Below are 15948 nucleotides of genomic sequence, written 5' to 3'. Positions count from 1 at the left end.
ATAGTTATCAAACAGAGGCTGAACCCGGGTGTCGGAAAATAATGCAAGTCTTATATAAATGTCTCCTGCATAGACCCGGACTAACCAGGGTTATGAGGGACAATAAGGCTGCAATCAAAAGGTTTTTTCTCCTGTTCATTCTCTTTTCTTCTGTTTTATGGGTTGTCTTATAATGGTTTTAAGTTTTTCCGGTTTTGTCCTGCGCACATCGCTCAGATATATTTCGTGGTGTCTCTCCCCGGATATGCTTCCGCCAAATTCATACCCTTTCTCTTTTATGAAATTATGCAGCTTTTCAATAGTAGGCTCTTCCTCAGGATAAGAGCCGATATGCATTATCTGGGCTGATAAGCCTTCATGCAGGCTTTCAAATCTTAGCCTGGAAAGGACAGGAGGGTTTTTCTTCTTTTCCACTTCTTTGAGGGCTTTTTCTATAATGTCGTTAATGTCGTTCGTGATAAAGTAGGGCTTCCTTATCATTGCTGTCCATTTCCAGTTGATTTTACCCTGAATATCAAAGCCCTCCGTATTTTCAACCCACCAGGGCCCTTCAAGCGGCATTACGGCATAATCCTGCAAGCTCTCTTTTTTGGAAATGAATTTGGCTTTGAAGGACACAGAAAAACAATGCTTCTATTGCGTTCTGGTATTCCTTTGATGTATCTGTGTCTCCTTTCCCGTCTATCATTAAAAATTCAGTTCGGGAACATCTATGACTGAAACTTCTTTTGCGGATGGGTTGTAAAATTCTCTGCTTTCTTTTTTTAAGTCTAACTTTGATATTTCTTAGTTTCCCCCTACTTCTGCTCTTTCCTTTGCCCCTTAATTTGATGCTGAAAAAGCAAATTTCTTCATCTCTTCTCTATACTCTTTTGCCACCTCCACATACTCGTCAGCATTTTCCTTTATAGCCTCAACTTCTGCCTCGTTTGTCTTTCTTTTTTCCGTTCCCGGGACTCCGATAATAAGGCTGTAAGGTGGAAATTTCTTTCCCTGGGGCACAAGCGCATTTGCTCCGATGATGGAATTTTTCCCGATCTCCGATCCATTCAGCACGGTTGCGTTCATACCGACAAGCACATTATCTTCGATCCTGCACCCATGAAGCACGGCCCCGTGCCCGACTGAAACATTATTTCCAACCTGGACCCCGTTTTCAGGGTCTGCATGAATAACCACCCCGTCCTGGATGTTTGTCCGGCTTCCAATCTGTATTTTGTTCTGGTCTCCTCTTATCACGGCATTGAACCATATGCTTGAAAAGCTCCCTATCTCAACATCTCCGATTATGTCCGCCGAATTCGCAACAAAAGCTGTTTCTGAGATTTTCGGGGTTTTCCCGTTAAAATATATCCTCATTTTTATCCCTCTACTTTTCAGGCGTTATCTTTGTTTTATTTCTTTATCTTGTTCTTTATCGGAATTGTTTATTTCGTTTCTTAATTTTAGCTCCATCTACGTATGGACTTTTCTGTCGGACTAATTCAAGTTTTTAACAATTCTTTTCGCTCCAGAGGGCTAATTTGAGCAATCTAAGTTAATTTATTTCAAAAGGACTTTTCCCGGGATAAAAATTTCCCGGGTTTTCTGTTCTCTCCAGTTCTTCCTGAAGGTCAAGCTTTTCTCCTGTGTTCCAGAGGAGTTCAAATTCTTCTTTGAGGTTTTTTGCAAACCCGGTGTCCCGGATTTTTACGACTGAGAGGACACGATCCCGGTCTGTGGGATGGGGCTGGAAAAGGACAACTGTGGTGTCGTCAACGATTCCGAAACAGGAATGGAAATTCTGGGCCAGCCTTATGTCAAGGCTTTTTTTCAGTTTTTCAAGAACTTCTTCTTCCTGATTGGAGAGTATGGAGGTAAGAGCTTTGAAACGCGGGGAAGCCAGCAACCGAATATGGACTCCCCTGTCAATAGCCTTTGTTATTTCCGGAAGCGCGTGGAAAACAATGGAGATTCCGAAGACCGGAGGAATGATGCAGACCGATTTTTTTACTTCGCTATAAACGGATACGGTAAATTTTTTGATTTCGGATTCGGTGATAGCGGTCGTCCAGAAGATTTCATCCTTTCTTTTTTGATTGGGGATAGTTTTCAGGATCTGTTTCGCTTCTTCAACAGAACCTTTCAAAACCGCTATTTCCCTTTCGACTTCGGCTTTTCTCCGTTCAAAAATAGCGTCCAAAGAGATCTCAGGGTCTACTGCCCGATATTTTTTGGGCCTTGAAGCCTGAACCTCCACAACCCCTTTTCCGGTAAGGGATTCAAGGACGGAGTAGATTTTTCCATAGGGAACCTCCGAATCCCTGTAGATTGTGCTTGCTTCGGAAACGCCCAGTTTCAAAAGGGATAGATAAGCAGCTGCTTCATAGGCGTTTAGACCTATATCCTGCAGGAACCTTTCATTCGGCATGCCGAAATTTGGGCTTTAATATCTTAAAGCAGTTTCGAAAATCTGCAGGGTGAAACCTGAAAAATACAGGGACATAATGCAAAAAAAGTTTCTGGTATTGGAAAGTACCAGAAAAGAGGTTCGTAACCTGAATTTACCTTAATTTCAATTTATTTGAGTAATTTGAGGGCATCTCTGCAGGCTGCTACGGCAGGCGCGCCCGAGGTTATGAATATGACATCCATAACTTCCATTATTTCCTCTTTGGTAGCGCCGTTCTTGAGGGCACTCTGCATCTGTACAACAGTACACCTTTCACACTGCTTGGATGCAACGACAGCAAGCGCTATCAGAATCTTGACTTTTGCAGGCAGGGCTCCGTCTGAAAGCAGTTTGTGGTCACATCTCTTGTATTTGTGCAGGAACTCAGGGTCCAATTCCCCCAGGGTTTCCAGAATCTGCGGGGTAAAACCCAGCTTCTCACTCATTTTTTCAATTAATTCTTCATGTTCTCCCATATAGCTAACCCCAGTTTTTGTATAATTATTGTTTATTAAATTGCATATTATTAATATTAAGGTTTACTAAACCTAAAGTCTATTCTCCTTGACTGGTTTACAGGATTGTATTTTTCCAATAACTTTCTCAAAAAGAACCTACTTCATAAACTTGATTATATATTGAAGCAAATTTTTGCTTATACAGAGCGGTATTTTCTATACTGTAAAGAGGTTAAGAACTCAACGAAAATTGCTTGCCGGGAATTTGGATCTGAATTGCTAATCCATTTCGCCATCTGCTGACTAAAATCCTGGTCTTCCTTACCGGACCAGACCATAACTTCACCGGTATAATTTGATTGATTCAGGTTAAAATGTGGAGTTGAGATTATATCGTCAGCGTTGGCTTTTAAGAAGTCAGCAAGCACAACCCCTGTCCACTCATACATTAAGTTTACTTCCTGAGGAGAAGCAGGATATACTCCTGCAGATCTGCACCTATTAACTCGTATATCCTTACCTTTACCTCCAGTTAGGAAGGGATACCAATAATGAAATTAATTAGAGGAAAGTTATAGGAAGGATTCACCCACTTTTTAAAATCAAGATATGTATCCTTTAACTTTGCTCCTTTAACCTGAATTTCAACGATCCTGGTTTGTGAGTCTTTATCCCCCCTTCTATCCCTAGTTTAAACATAGTATAGGCTAGAGATGATTTTGTTTCACTCCGGGATAAAGCAAAATATACTTCTACTGCTTCTGGATTCTTCATTTTGTATGGATAATTTGAAATCCAACGTCCAAATATTTAGATGATTATATTTTCTTAATCAGAGATTCTTTCCTGAATATGTAATACAAAAATGGCATAAAAAATATGCTTCTCATAGAATTATATAGTTTTTTGGTTATACAGGATATACTAGGAATTAAAAGGGGATTTGCTGGAGCATTATCCGAAATAGTTACATTTGTATTAGTCTGGTAGTGGTCTTAAGGTAAGACTTGTACAATTCGTAGTAAAAATATTAGAAAAGTTTTATTAGTAATATTTACAATATAATTACTATAAATTACAACTGTGGTTTGAGATTATATGCTTGTAGTGCCTCTTCTGGAAAAATATAAAAAATATCTGATATGGTCATATCGTACCCTCGGTTTTTTTCAAACAGCCGGAAAATTTTCTTTTTTGTTTTTATTGATGATCCTGTTCAACCTGTACGAGTTGGCTTATTATGTTCCCGAAGTGGAGAAACTGAGTAAGTTCCAGACATACCTGGACACTTACTGGTTTAACCTGGGGTTAATGGCGGCAGGGGCACTTGTGCTGACTCTTCTTTTCGGTTTAATTCACAGGTTACTTGATAGAAGTAATAAGTTTAACCTGATAACTCTCCTTGAAACCGGCTTTCCGGAACTGAAGACAAGGCTGGCAACGGCATATGATAACAGCCAGAATATCAACATCGTTACAAAGAAACTGCTTGAGGAAGTAAACATCCAGCTTAGCGGGATTAAAATAAGAAAAATAGTCCCGAAAAAACAGATTTTCAGGTCTTTTGTAATATTTCTGCTGGCAGCTGGAGCTGTCACCTTCTGCATACATGAGGGCTTCAGCTTTGATGTATACCCCAGCCAGCTAATCGATGAGCTCCTTGACAACATGTCTGACCTGAATGCCAGAGCAGCTTACGAAGAAAAAGAGGAAGTTGTCCCGGATTCCAGGTACAGGGTAGAGGCTGTCATCATAAAAAATGGGGATAAGGTTGAAATGAAAATCAACCCGAGCCTGGGCCTCGGGTTCACAAGCCAGGTCGATGCGGATACTGAAAAGAATTTCAACGAGAGTAAAAGCGGCCTAGAAGACGAATTCAGGCAGAGCCAGACCTACTCGGAAAACCTGCCGGAAGAATACGAATCTTTGATCAAACAATATTTTGAAGCACTTTCTTCCTGAACCTGTCCCCCGAATTTGCATCAAATGCCAGATTTATGTAAAAAACAACGGAGTTTCATTATGAGAGAGCTACAGGAAATCCAGCTTGAAGATTCTGAACTTAATTTAAAACCTACCTATGAAAAAGCCCCCAGGATTTTTGAGGTTATCTTCAGAGAAATCGGCAATGCTATCGTCGGCCAGAAAGAAATGGTCCGCCAGATCATAATAGCCATGCTGTGTGAAGGGCATGTCCTCGTTGAAAGCAACCCCGGGCTTGGAAAGACCCTTACGATTTCCACCATTTCCCAGATAATGAGCATGAAGTTCAGCAGGATACAGTGTACGCCTGACCTTATGCCTGCGGATATCACCGGGACCGACATTATCGAAGAAGACGAAAGAGGCTCAAAACGTTTCAGGTTCAAGCAGGGCCCCGTTTTTGCAAATATTGTGCTTGCAGATGAAATCAACCGCGCTTCCCCGAAGACCCAGTCCGCCCTGCTCGAAGCCATGCAGGAAAAACAGGTGACCGTTGCAAGTACGACATACCCTCTGGACAGGCCTTTCTTTATCCTTGCGACCCAGAACCCGATCGAAATGGAAGGTACCTATACCCTTCCCGAAGCCCAGCTTGACAGGTTTTTGATGAAGATCCGCCTGGGTTACCCGGACTCCGAAGAAGAGTTTGAGATTGTAAACCGTTACGCTGAGGCTTTCAGACCTTCAGTGCAAAGATGCATAGAAAAAAATACGTTTCTCGAACTGCAGCAGATAACCCGGAGAATCCCTATCTCAAACAAGCTCAAGAAGTATGCAATCGATATCGTGAACCAGACCCGGAATATGCCTGAAATGATCGAAGCAGGGGCGTCCCCGCGGGCTTCAATTGCCCTGATCCTCTGTGCAAAGGCAAATTCGTTTCTCGATGGCAGGGGGTATGTTGAGAAAGAGGACATCGACTCCATGGCCCATCCGGTCCTTCGCCACAGGATAGTTCTATCTTTTGATGCTGCAAGGAACAACATCACGAGCGATAAAATCATAGAAAAAATCCTGGAAGGCAGAAAAACAATTATCTGATCCGGGCTGCGGAAAAAGACTGAATGCAGTGATCATAATGACTGGTGCAAAACACACAATCGATACTTCTTTCCTGACCCAGCTCGACAGGTATGCGATCCCCCTAAGCAGGAGAGTTTCTGCAATTCATACGGGCAGTCACCAGTCAACCAGAAAAGGGACGGGGCTTGACCTTACTGACCACAGAAAATACAATCCTGGCGATTCATTAAAAAAAATTGACTGGAACCTCTATGCCCGCACGGAAAAACTCTATATCCGCAGGTTTGAAGAAGAGAAAAACCTCAACATGGTCATCCTGCTTGACGCCAGCGGCAGCATGCTCTTTCCTGAAAATACGCCGAACAAGTTTGAGTATGCGTCAACAATAGCTGCAGGCGTTTCTTACATCGTAATGAAACATAACGATGTGTATACGGTTGCAACGTTTGCAGACTACGTGGAGTACACAAAAGCCCACAAAGGAAGGGACGATTTCCTGCGGACAATAGACTCCCTGACCCGGATTTCAGTCAGTGGGGACACAAAGCTTGCAGATTGCGCCGACTCCATATACCCTAGAATAAAAACAAGGTCAATGGTGCTTATAATTTCAGACTTTCTGGACAGCATCGAGTCGGTCCGGAATGCCGTTAACAGGCTGTCCAGACATGAACTTGTGCTTGTACACGTTTATGATGAGACCGAAATGAACCTGCCTGAAACCGTAGACGGGGCGGTAAAATTCATTGACAGCGAGACAAACAAAGAAATCAGTTTTACGGTGGGTCCCAACTTCAAAAAAGAATATGCTGCCGAATACGCAAAGCATGTAGCTGAACTGGAAAAAATTGCCTACGATTTTAAAATCCCTTACTTCCGCGTCAGCATAGAAAACCAGCCGTTTGATACTGTTCTAAGAATTATAGGTGAAGGGTGATCCTGCCCATGGACTTTGAATTTTCTCAGGGCCTGGCTGCACTTGCAGGTATAATTCCCCTTACGATAATATACCTGCTCAAGCCCCGACCAAAAAATGTTATTCTGCCTTCCCTGATGTTTGTCCGGAGGATAAGCCAGAACGTGCTTGATTCGCGGCGCACCGTCAGTAAGAAAATAACGGACCCTCTTTTTTTCATACAGCTACTGACCCTTATTCTTCTCTCGACAGCAATTGCAGGCCCCCTCCTTGAAGAGGTAAAAGCAGATTCGGAAAAGGTAATTATTATTATGGACTCGTCTGCGAGCATGACCGCCCGGGACAGGGTTGACGCCGCAAAGGCTATTGCAATAGACAGCCTGGCCGAAGAAAATACGATTATCTCAGCCGAAAGTATTCCGGTGGTGCTTGCAAAAGGGCTGGATGCGGATGATGCAAAAGAAGTTATTGACAGCCTGGAGATGAGAAACACTCCGGCTGACATTCCCAAAGCAATTTTGACCGTTGTAAACGAGAAAGAGAACGAAAACGGAAAAATTGTGGTTATATCCGATTTTGAAAACTGGGCAGGAAGGGCGCCTGAAACCTACATCCGGATTGCAAACACGAGAAACATGGAGCTTGAGTTCAGGCAGGTTGGAGATAAAACTGCCAATTACGCAATTGTGGACGGTTATTTGAAAGACAGGAACGACGGGACGTATGAATATACCTGTACTGTCAAAAATTTCAACAATAAAAGTGCAGACCTTGAGGTTCAACTGGAGGGTGGGACTGACTCCTCCGGCACAGAGGTGAGCAGTTCGGTACAGCTTGCAGGGTTCGGAGCGCAGCAGATAAAGTTTTCAAATATTCCCCAGGGCACATCAACTGTGAGAATCCTCAATGAGGATGCAATACCCTGCGACAACATTGCTTACATTTCAATTCCCGAAGTCAAACCCAAAAAAGTCCTGGTCCTTACAGACCCTGAAGAAACTGCCGGGAAGTCGCCCCTGATAACAGTGATATCCCTCCTGCCCGACATTCAACTTGAGGTCCGGCAGACCCTGCCGGATAATGTTACGGAATATGACACCATTATCGTAAACTCCAAGGAGAAATCTCTCCCGACCCTCGATGTCCTGGAAATCGTGGCTTATGCAAAAAGCGGAAAAGACCTGATAGTCATAGGAAACGAGTGTCTGTACGATTCCTTACCTATGCACGGGCTTTATTCCGTCCTGCCTGTAGACATAATTTCAGTAGAAGACGAAGGTAGCCACACTATCGAGACCGCGGGCAGCGGGAAAAATATTTTTGAAGACGTCACGTTCGGTGAGGTATACCTGCGCAGGTTCCTCGTCACTACCCCGAAAGAAGGGGCTTCGGTCCTTGCAGAGGTAAAGGGAACAGGACCTCTGGTCAGCATGCAGAGCATAAAAAACGGGACAGTGACCTATGTCGGGTTCAGTGATACTACCGGAAAAGAGGCGTGGAATAATTTTGCCACTACCCCGACCTACCCTGTGTTCTGGGTAAAACTGCTCAGATATATGTGGGGAGTCGGAGACATCAGTGAAACAAACGTGAATACGGGCCGGTACCAGGCCTTTGACCAGGATGTCCTGATAAACACTCCGACCGAAACCGTCAGCAGCAGTTTCGTCTATTATGACGAGTGCGGGCTGTACAGCCTGAACCAGAAGACCGTTGCTGCTAACCTCTACGATTCCATGGAATCGAATACCTTTACGGAAGAAAGACTGAACCTGACAGGTGAAAACGGAGAAATAAAGAAGCTGGAACTCCGTACAAAGTCCCCCGACAAACCCCGAAAATACCTCATTTACGCTCTACTGCTGCTCCTCATTATTGAAAACGCAGTTATGTTCAGGAGGAGGATAATATGACCTTCAATTTCCTTTTCAATTTTGATTTTTTCCACGGCAGCGAATTGCTGCTCCTGGTCCCTCTGGCCGTTTTTGTGTTATTAGGACTCTGGAAAAAGGTCGATAAAAAACACCTGTTCGTCCATACCCTTGTGGTTTTCCTCCTGATCCTGGCTCTTGCAGCCCCTTACTCTACAGAAATAGGTACTCCTAAAACCAACCAGACCGGGATAACCATAATCTCCGATGAGACTGCAAGCATGGACCTGCTGCAGAAAGGAGTCGCCGGAGAAATTTCGGAAAAACTCGGAACCAGCGTCCCGGTAACGGTAACAACGGTTTCAGGGATACATACCTCTCTTGGTGACGCCATCATCCAGCAGGCTTCCCCGGAAACCTATGTGCTTGTGGTCTCGGACGGGCAGAGCAATTCGGGGACTCCGGTTGAAGAAGCCCTGTCTTATTGTTACAAAAATAATTTTCCCGTAGCAGCCCTCATCCCCAGGACCGAAAAAGAGGACCTCAGCGTGGAGATTGAAGGGGATAACGAGGCTGTGATTGATAATGAGGCGTTTTATAAAGTTAAGATCCGAAAGGCAACTGAGGAACAAATAAGTTACCAGGTAAGGATTACCGTCGACCACAGGAAGGTGCTTGAGCGGGAAATCACCCAGACCGGGAGAATAGAAAGCATAGAGTTCAACCACACCTTTGAGAAGCTAGGCCCCCACACCGTAAAGGCAACCCTGCACCCGGCAAGTATCAGCGTTAAAAACCTGGATTATTTCGAGAACAATAACCAGTACATGAAAAGTATATACGTAACCCCCAAGCCAAAGGTCCTGCTTATTTCAAATGAACCAGACTCTCCTCTTGCAGACATGATGAGGGAGATCTATGATGTGAGGGTGGCAAAATCATTCGGCTCCCTTGACGGCACGGACACCGTTATAATGGATAACCAGGCTGCATCAACTATATCAGAGGCAGAAACCAGAACCCTCAGGAATTACGTCACTAACGGAGGGGGCCTGGTAGTGGTTGGAGGAGACTCTTCTTTTGATTTCCCTGCAGAAAAAACATACCAGAAAACCGGGTTTGAAGAACTCCTCCCTGTCACATCAGAGCCTTCGAACTGGAGAGGGGGCAGGAACATTGTCCTGATGCTTGATGTTTCGCCAAGCGCTATGAATGAGAACGGAATTGGAGGGAAGGTTTTAGATGATATTTTGTCCAATACGATCGTCCTTCTTGAAAGCGACCTCCTCAAAGATGCAAGAGTCGACGTGATCACCTTCGGGAGCAGGGGAATGGACATCACGGACGGATTCGTGGATATATCAAAAGAATCGAACAGATTGTGGCTTGAAGCCAAAATTCGTGAAATTCAACCTTCCGGACGATCAACTTCTCTTGAGCGGGGACTATTAACCGCACACAACCTGCTGAAAGCACAGAACAGCAGTGCCGAAGCTGAAATTATAATCGTGTCTGACGGCGGGATTGGGAATACGGCTGAAGGGGACCTCAGGTTTGAGCGGGCAGTCCAGTGTGCGGAAAACCTTCATGAAGGTAGCGGTATTGACATCCACTTTGTCCATATATACACTCCGAAAATTGACGAGCTCAAGGTTACCTCTAAAGGGCAGTATTATGCCGAGCTTTTCATGAATAAAATAGGCCTGTCCGAAAACTACGAGAGGCTAAAACCCGGTGAGAGGGTCGAGGTAAGCTTCTCCGAAAACCCTGACGAATCCGAAGCCCGGGATGATGAATATTCGAGCGGGTCAATCGTGGTTTACGACCCTAAACATTTCATTACTCAAAACATTTCCGACATAAACAATGATATTCTGGGGTATAATGAGGTCACCCCGAAGCCTGAAGCGAACCGCCTGGTTATAACAAGGTTAGGCAAACCGATAATTACGACCTGGAGACTTGGGCTCGGGCGTGTTGCTGCAATAACAACCGATAATGGGAAAGGAAACGGAGCTCCCTGGGCAGCATCCCTGTATTCGGGAAATGACAGCCTTATAATTACAAGGACACTGAATTGGGCGGTTGCTGATACCGAAATGTCCGAAGAGATCCAGCTAAAGGTACCGGACCTTAAAATGGGCCAGCCGGGCAGAATACTTATCACCACCGGAAAAGAAGGCACTCCTGAACTTTATTTTGACAAAAAGCCAATGGAAATAAACTCCATAGGGAATAACATGTACGAATCGTACGTCACAGCTGACACCTTCGGGCTCCACAAGATCTCCGAAACCCCTGTCGAGGCAAACCTTACCGAGGAACTGCTGTCCGGAGCTTCTGGAACTGAGAACGCATCCTGGAGGCCTGCTGCCGTAAACCGCCCGGATGAATATACGTATATAGGTGAAAACACTCTTTTCAGGACAGCAATACTTGAAAACGGCGGGAAAATCTACACAAAAGGAGATATCTACTCAAAGATATCGGAAGACGCTTCAACCAGCACGGAGAAAAAAATCCTGACCAAAGTCTTTTATACGAAATATTTCCTTACCCTTGCTTTTCTTATATACCTGCTGTATACCCTGCACCATACATACAATACCCGCATGAAATGACCGTAAAAGTGAACTACCACTCAGCTAAAGACTGAGTAGCTTCTTGGTTCGTCATATAAAATTCAGAGCTTGAAAAAAAGAATTAAATCTGACTTTGTTCGAAGTCCGGAAATATCTTTTTTGAAAAAATCTCTTTTTCAAGTCCTTACCCGCGCGCCAGGTAACTGCACAAAAAGCAGGACTGAATATACACGAGAATCTTATTCTATGTATTTTCAGAGGAACATTCTACACGAATTTAAGTTAGATACATACATATAAAGCTAAAAAAATCAAGATAAAACTCTAGCTTTTTTAACGATTTATCATTAGATTCATAAAAATATATATTTTTTACAGATAGGTATATATAATGGAACGGAAGTTCAGTGTTCTGGATACAAATAAAATTATAAAATTCCAGAGAAAAGAGGGAGTAAAAAATTATACAGATTGTACACCTTTCGGATATTCATTTTTCAGAAGCGTATTTTGTCCCGGAAATTGCAGAATCCATGCTGGAGAACATAAACCGGCTGAACCCTGACATAGTGGTAATTACCGGCGACCTGACAGAAAACGGGTTTTCAGCCGAATATGACGGGGTAAAGAAGTTTATTGACAGAATTGAATGCAAGGACAGGGTCCTTGTTCCAGGAAACCATGACTCCAAAAACGCAGGCTATCTGCACTTCGAAGACCTTTTCGAAAACAGATTCCCCACCCGAAACATGGGAAACGTAACTGTCGTAGGAGCCGATTCTTCACAGCCTGACCTTGATGAAGGGCATCTGGGAAGAGAAAACTATGGCTGGATCAAAGAAGCCTTTTCCGGAGAGAATTTCAAGGTCTTTGCCCTGCACCACCACCTGGTCCCGATCCCGCTTGCCGGGAGAGAAAACACCGTTCTTGTCGATGCAGGAGATGTCCTTGACCTCCTGAACCGCTGCAAGGTAAACCTTGTACTTTGCGGGCACTGCCACATTCCTCATGTCTGGAACCTGAACAACATGCTTGTCGTAAACGCAGGCACCTTCTGTTCTTCCAAGACCAGAGGCAAAACCACACAGTGCTTTAACCTGATCCAGGCTGAAAACGGAGAAAACAAGAACTGGAACGTCAGGGTTTCCAGAGTTTTCCCGCAGGGGAACCTGGAACTTGTCACAGAAACCGTAATGTGAGGACGCATCAGAAATTTTGGCATTTCTCTGCCGTCGTATTTTCCCTACTTTTTAATTTTTTCTTATTTTCACTTACTTTCCCTTAACCCGCCATCCGACCATCTTTTCCGTTTCAACCCTCTCAATCTCGTTCATCTCAGCAAGGCCCTGCAGAATCTCAAGAAGCTCTTTTTCGCCGACCATGATCTCATACCTGACTTTAAATTCGGTTATTATCCGGGTGATTTCAAGAGTTCTGTCCCCGAGAATCTTTTCCGCAAACCCGCCCAGATCCTCATAACGAGCCCAGGGATAAATTATCCAGCGCCACCTGACAATTTTTTGGGCGTAAAAATCCGGGGTGAAGGAAGAACAGGTCTTGTGCTGGAGGACTGCAGTTCTGACCTCAGCAGGGTTCAGGCTCTGCGCGTAAGCAACAGAAAGGGAAAGGGTATCTCCCGTATCGGTTATGTCGTCTACGATAAGCACTTTCTTCCCGCTTATGCCTATAGGGATGGGATATTTGATTCGGGCTTCTGCTTTTATTTCTGCTCCCCGGGTATAGTGTTCGACCTTCATTGTTGTAAGCTCATTGAAAAGCAAAAAGTCCGAAATAAGCCTCCCGGGGACAAAACCTCCTCTCCCTATAGCAATGATCAGGTCGGGCTTATAGCCTGAGGCTTTGATTTTCCGGGCAAGAAGCTTTGAAAGGCGGGAAACTTCCCCAAAACTTATGAGCTCGCACCTGAAAGAACTCTTTTCTGCCGGAGAGCAGTTAAACTGCCTGGCTGCCTTTTCTTTTCCTCTGTCCAGATAAATCCCCTTCTGATGGCATCACTTTTACAGGGTATCGCTTTTGAGGGCACTACTTCTGCTTTCATCACTTTTACAGGTGTCACTTTCTGCCTTTCTTACATCCACAAGTAAAACTTTGAAGTAAAAGGGAGCCTGTATCCTCCCCCTGGTCGGCGTAAGCCCGGATACAAATTTATCCATTTACCGGGCTCCGGGAGGGAAAAGATGTGGAAAAGATACTTGAAACAGATCTCCTGATTTAGACCCTCAAGGTATAATTTTACCGGACAATATATAAGGTTACTTTTGCAAAAGCAGAAAGTATTTTCTCCTGATTAATAATTCAAACCAGGTCCCAGATCGATGATTTCAAAGTTCTGAAAACCTTAAAAGCCAGAATAGACAGCCGGACAAAAATAAAAACATAAATGGACTGAAAAAACAGGAATGAACCCCAAAAACGATACAAAACGGCATTTTTATATACCTGCGCCTCACTACTAATTTTACCCACAAAAAGGATTTTTCTTGATAGTTTTAAAAGGAGGATAACAATTATGGACTTCAAAGCAATTCTTGCAGTACTTGTATTCTGTAGTCTTTACTACATCTATCACTTTTCATCCGGTGCCATAGCCTGAGAACACCGCTAAAAAGGAGTAAAACAATGGATTTCAAGGCAATTCTTGCAGTACTTGTATTCTGTACTCTTTACTATATCTATCACTTTTCCGGTGGAGCTATAGCCTGAAAGGGAAAAAGAAGAGCAAGGGCAAGAACAACATTTATTTTCATCAATTCAAACCTGGGATCTTTATGAAATGGCGGATACGATAGCGGAGTGGGTGGGTGCCGTATCCTGACTTAAGAAATATTTTAATTTGTTATTAAAAGTAACTGTTTCTGCCTGGAATTTAAAACTCCCGGGAAATCTTCGAGTTCTTTTGATCCCGAGTTGCAATTCGAGTGTTGAATCAAGACTCGGGAAACTTAAATCAAGAGGTTCGGCTATGGAATTATGGAAAACCGTTTTTTCTATTACTCAAAAGCGTCGAACAGATAAGAATGGAAGATAGAGAAGAGACGACTGAATTTCTGGATTAATAAAAAACATATTTTACCCGGTTGTTTTACATACGGTTCCAAAGAAAATGCTGTAAAAACGGGATCAACATACTTGAAAATTTATCTTGTTACCTGAAAATATTTGAACCAGGAAACCATAAATATAAAGTAAATTCGGGGAAGAAACAGAGAATAGGGGGATTGATGAAATAACCAATTTATTAAAAAAAATAGACTTTAAAGCTCTTCTTGCAATTCTCGTTTTTCTGACGCTTTACTATATCTACCATTATTCTGGCGGAGCTATTGATTGAAAACAAAACAAATAGAAAGACCAAAGCAAATAACAATTAAAGCAGTAAAGGGTCTCCTAGAAGTAGCACAAAAAGAAAAACATGAGAACAAAATAAGGGCATACCGGATCAAAAAGGAGCTTCAAATCCATGCTTTCAAAAGAGAGTGATCAAGCAGTGAGAAAGGGACTGGATTCTATCGATGAGAATTTTGACGAAGGAGTAAGCCAGGCTCTCGCTTCCCTGACAGAGATCGGTAAAGAGTATCTTAGCGAAAGAAAAGAACTGGAAGCCGAGAAGGTAATATCTTCCATAAAAGAAATAGGAAAGGCTGCTGCCCTTCAGGGAATGGAAAATGCCGCAGTCAACGCTATCCTGTCCCTGGAAAAGATGCTCCAGTGCTCGATGAAGCAGAACATGGAAAGTACAACTGTCAGGGTCCTGCTTTCTTTAGGAACCATCGGAAAAATCGCAGCCGGACAGCAGCTTGAGACGGTAGCCAAACTTGCAGCTTCAATGCTCGGGAAAAGCGGAAATACGGCGGCTCTCCTTAACAGGGGAAGAGAAACCCTTGCCGTTACAATCGGGCTTGGGGAAATTGGAAAAGCGGTTGCCAGAATGAAAATCCCTGATGTTTCGGAAAATGCCGCCATATGTGCCACCTGCCTCGGAGAAACCGGGAAACTGGCTGCTCAGAAAACCCTTGAGGAAGCTGCAATAGGAGCCGAACTTATGCTGGAAGAGATGGCTGCAGCAGCAATGAAAGAAAACCTTCAAAGCGCAACCGGGAACATAGCAGCTTCCATTGGGGAGATAGGAAAAAGCGCTGAGGAAGAGGAGATGGAAAATGCCGTTTTCCAGGCTGCATCCGCCCTTCAGACAATTATGAGCAGTGCAGGGAACAGATACCTGAATGATGCCTCGATTGCAGCAAAGATCGCCCTTGAATCCTTTAACGAACTTGATATTATAAACGATGAATCCAGCATCAAAAAAATAGAAGAAATCAGGGAAATGATGAGATCGCTGTGGGAAAACTCGAAGTAAAAATGAAGGAGAAAATACTTTTGACTCAAATATGAAACCTGATATCGATAAAATAATGATGAAAAAATTTTCTGTATTTGATGATTATTTTACAACAGTATACATATAATTTTTTACATGAGATGTTTGAGAAACAAAACCTTAAAAAGAACAGAATACCTGTAAAACTAAAATTAAAAAAAATAAGAAAAAAAGCCATAGCCAGCCTTTTAAAGGATTAATGGACAAACTTCAGAGAATCCATTCTTCACTATCTGAAGGCTAGAAGGCTATTGACTTTGTTTTTCATCCTGTTTGAGTCGTCAG

The 15948-nt window shown here is 43.4% G+C and carries 15 protein-coding genes; 8 read left to right on the top strand and 7 right to left on the bottom strand.

Annotated elements, in window-relative coordinates:
• Window positions 1–135 precede the first annotated feature (135 nt).
• The 5 genes from MSSIT_RS15000 to MSSIT_RS14980 form a co-directional block, all read right to left on the bottom strand.
• Complete coding sequence (locus tag MSSIT_RS15000; RefSeq protein WP_197080286.1) at window positions 136–618, bottom strand: GyrI-like domain-containing protein; 483 nt, start codon at window positions 616–618, stop codon at window positions 136–138.
• A 204-nt stretch (window positions 619–822) separates the two neighbouring features.
• The gene (locus tag MSSIT_RS14995; RefSeq protein ID WP_048173392.1) at window positions 823–1359 is read right to left on the bottom strand and encodes a gamma carbonic anhydrase family protein; all 537 of its coding nucleotides are present in this window, start codon (window positions 1357–1359) and stop codon (window positions 823–825) included.
• A gap of 178 nt (window positions 1360–1537) precedes the next feature.
• Window positions 1538–2410, bottom strand: coding sequence for a TrmB family transcriptional regulator (locus MSSIT_RS14990; RefSeq protein ID WP_048173391.1), 873 nt, complete (start codon window positions 2408–2410; stop codon window positions 1538–1540).
• A 149-nt stretch (window positions 2411–2559) separates the two neighbouring features.
• Window positions 2560–2907 (bottom strand): carboxymuconolactone decarboxylase family protein, encoded by a 348-nt coding sequence (locus MSSIT_RS14985; protein ID WP_048173390.1) that lies wholly within the window; start codon window positions 2905–2907, stop codon window positions 2560–2562.
• A 179-nt stretch (window positions 2908–3086) separates the two neighbouring features.
• Window positions 3087–3338 (bottom strand): hypothetical protein, encoded by a 252-nt coding sequence (locus tag MSSIT_RS14980; protein WP_048173389.1) that lies wholly within the window; start codon window positions 3336–3338, stop codon window positions 3087–3089.
• A 757-nt stretch (window positions 3339–4095) separates the two neighbouring features.
• On the opposite strand from MSSIT_RS14980, the gene MSSIT_RS14975 reads away from it, so the two are divergent.
• The 6 genes from MSSIT_RS14975 to MSSIT_RS14950 all read left to right on the top strand — a co-directional run bounded on the left by MSSIT_RS14975 (window position 4096) and on the right by MSSIT_RS14950 (window position 12463).
• A complete protein-coding gene (locus MSSIT_RS14975; protein WP_231589880.1) occupies window positions 4096–4851 on the top strand; it encodes a hypothetical protein in 756 nt (251 codons plus the stop codon).
• Window positions 4852–4911: 60 nt separating this feature from the next.
• A complete protein-coding gene (locus tag MSSIT_RS14970) occupies window positions 4912–5913 on the top strand; it encodes an AAA family ATPase (RefSeq protein ID WP_048173387.1) in 1002 nt (333 codons plus the stop codon).
• Between the two features lie 37 nt (window positions 5914–5950).
• Window positions 5951–6832: a DUF58 domain-containing protein gene (locus tag MSSIT_RS14965; RefSeq protein WP_048173386.1), complete on the top strand. Its 882-nt coding sequence runs from the start codon at window positions 5951–5953 to the stop codon at window positions 6830–6832.
• Window positions 6833–6840: 8 nt separating this feature from the next.
• A complete protein-coding gene (locus tag MSSIT_RS14960) occupies window positions 6841–8724 on the top strand; it encodes a vWA domain-containing protein (protein WP_048174914.1) in 1884 nt (627 codons plus the stop codon).
• Window positions 8721–11303 carry a vWA domain-containing protein gene (locus MSSIT_RS14955; protein WP_048173385.1) on the top strand — a complete coding sequence of 861 codons (2583 nt, stop codon included), beginning with the start codon at window positions 8721–8723 and terminating at the stop codon, window positions 11301–11303. The genes MSSIT_RS14960 and MSSIT_RS14955 overlap by 4 nt, the downstream gene beginning before the upstream one ends.
• A 425-nt stretch (window positions 11304–11728) precedes the next feature.
• A complete protein-coding gene (locus tag MSSIT_RS14950) occupies window positions 11729–12463 on the top strand; it encodes a metallophosphoesterase family protein (RefSeq protein ID WP_082089028.1) in 735 nt (244 codons plus the stop codon).
• 72 nt (window positions 12464–12535) lie between these two features.
• On the opposite strand, the gene MSSIT_RS14945 is transcribed toward MSSIT_RS14950, so the two are convergent.
• Window positions 12536–13177 (bottom strand): phosphoribosyltransferase, encoded by a 642-nt coding sequence (locus MSSIT_RS14945; protein WP_082089027.1) that lies wholly within the window; start codon window positions 13175–13177, stop codon window positions 12536–12538.
• Window positions 13178–13282: 105 nt separating this feature from the next.
• A complete protein-coding gene (locus MSSIT_RS23535) occupies window positions 13283–13438 on the bottom strand; it encodes a hypothetical protein (protein ID WP_156158871.1) in 156 nt (51 codons plus the stop codon).
• Window positions 13439–14612: 1174 nt separating this feature from the next.
• On the opposite strand from MSSIT_RS23535, the gene MSSIT_RS23530 reads away from it, so the two are divergent.
• A complete protein-coding gene (locus MSSIT_RS23530) occupies window positions 14613–14765 on the top strand; it encodes a hypothetical protein (protein WP_156157308.1) in 153 nt (50 codons plus the stop codon).
• 7 nt (window positions 14766–14772) lie between these two features.
• On the top strand, window positions 14773–15642 hold the full coding sequence (locus MSSIT_RS14940; RefSeq protein ID WP_231589877.1) for a hypothetical protein: 870 nt from the start codon (window positions 14773–14775) through the stop codon (window positions 15640–15642).
• Window positions 15643–15948 lie beyond the last annotated feature (306 nt).

This window comes from Methanosarcina siciliae T4/M (assembly GCF_000970085.1).
GTDB lineage: Archaea > Halobacteriota > Methanosarcinia > Methanosarcinales > Methanosarcinaceae > Methanosarcina > Methanosarcina siciliae.
This window is presented reverse-complemented; position numbering and strand designations above follow the sequence as displayed.

Excerpts from the sequence above, each read along its gene's own strand:
- MSSIT_RS14995 (WP_048173392.1), bottom strand. The coding sequence starts at position 1,359 with ATGAGGATATATTTTAACGGGAAAACCCCGAAAATCTCAGAAACAGCT.
- MSSIT_RS14990 (WP_048173391.1), bottom strand. The coding sequence starts at position 2,410 with ATGCCGAATGAAAGGTTCCTGCAGGATATAGGTCTAAACGCCTATGAA.
- MSSIT_RS14985 (WP_048173390.1), bottom strand. The coding sequence starts at position 2,907 with ATGGGAGAACATGAAGAATTAATTGAAAAAATGAGTGAGAAGCTGGGT.
- MSSIT_RS14980 (WP_048173389.1), bottom strand. The coding sequence starts at position 3,338 with ATGTATGAGTGGACAGGGGTTGTGCTTGCTGACTTCTTAAAAGCCAAC.
- MSSIT_RS14975 (WP_231589880.1), top strand. The coding sequence starts at position 4,096 with ATGATCCTGTTCAACCTGTACGAGTTGGCTTATTATGTTCCCGAAGTG.
- MSSIT_RS14970 (WP_048173387.1), top strand. The coding sequence starts at position 4,912 with ATGAGAGAGCTACAGGAAATCCAGCTTGAAGATTCTGAACTTAATTTA.
- MSSIT_RS14965 (WP_048173386.1), top strand. The coding sequence starts at position 5,951 with ATGACTGGTGCAAAACACACAATCGATACTTCTTTCCTGACCCAGCTC.
- MSSIT_RS14960 (WP_048174914.1), top strand. The coding sequence starts at position 6,841 with ATGGACTTTGAATTTTCTCAGGGCCTGGCTGCACTTGCAGGTATAATT.
- MSSIT_RS14955 (WP_048173385.1), top strand. The coding sequence starts at position 8,721 with ATGACCTTCAATTTCCTTTTCAATTTTGATTTTTTCCACGGCAGCGAA.
- MSSIT_RS23535 (WP_156158871.1), bottom strand. The coding sequence starts at position 13,438 with ATGGATAAATTTGTATCCGGGCTTACGCCGACCAGGGGGAGGATACAG.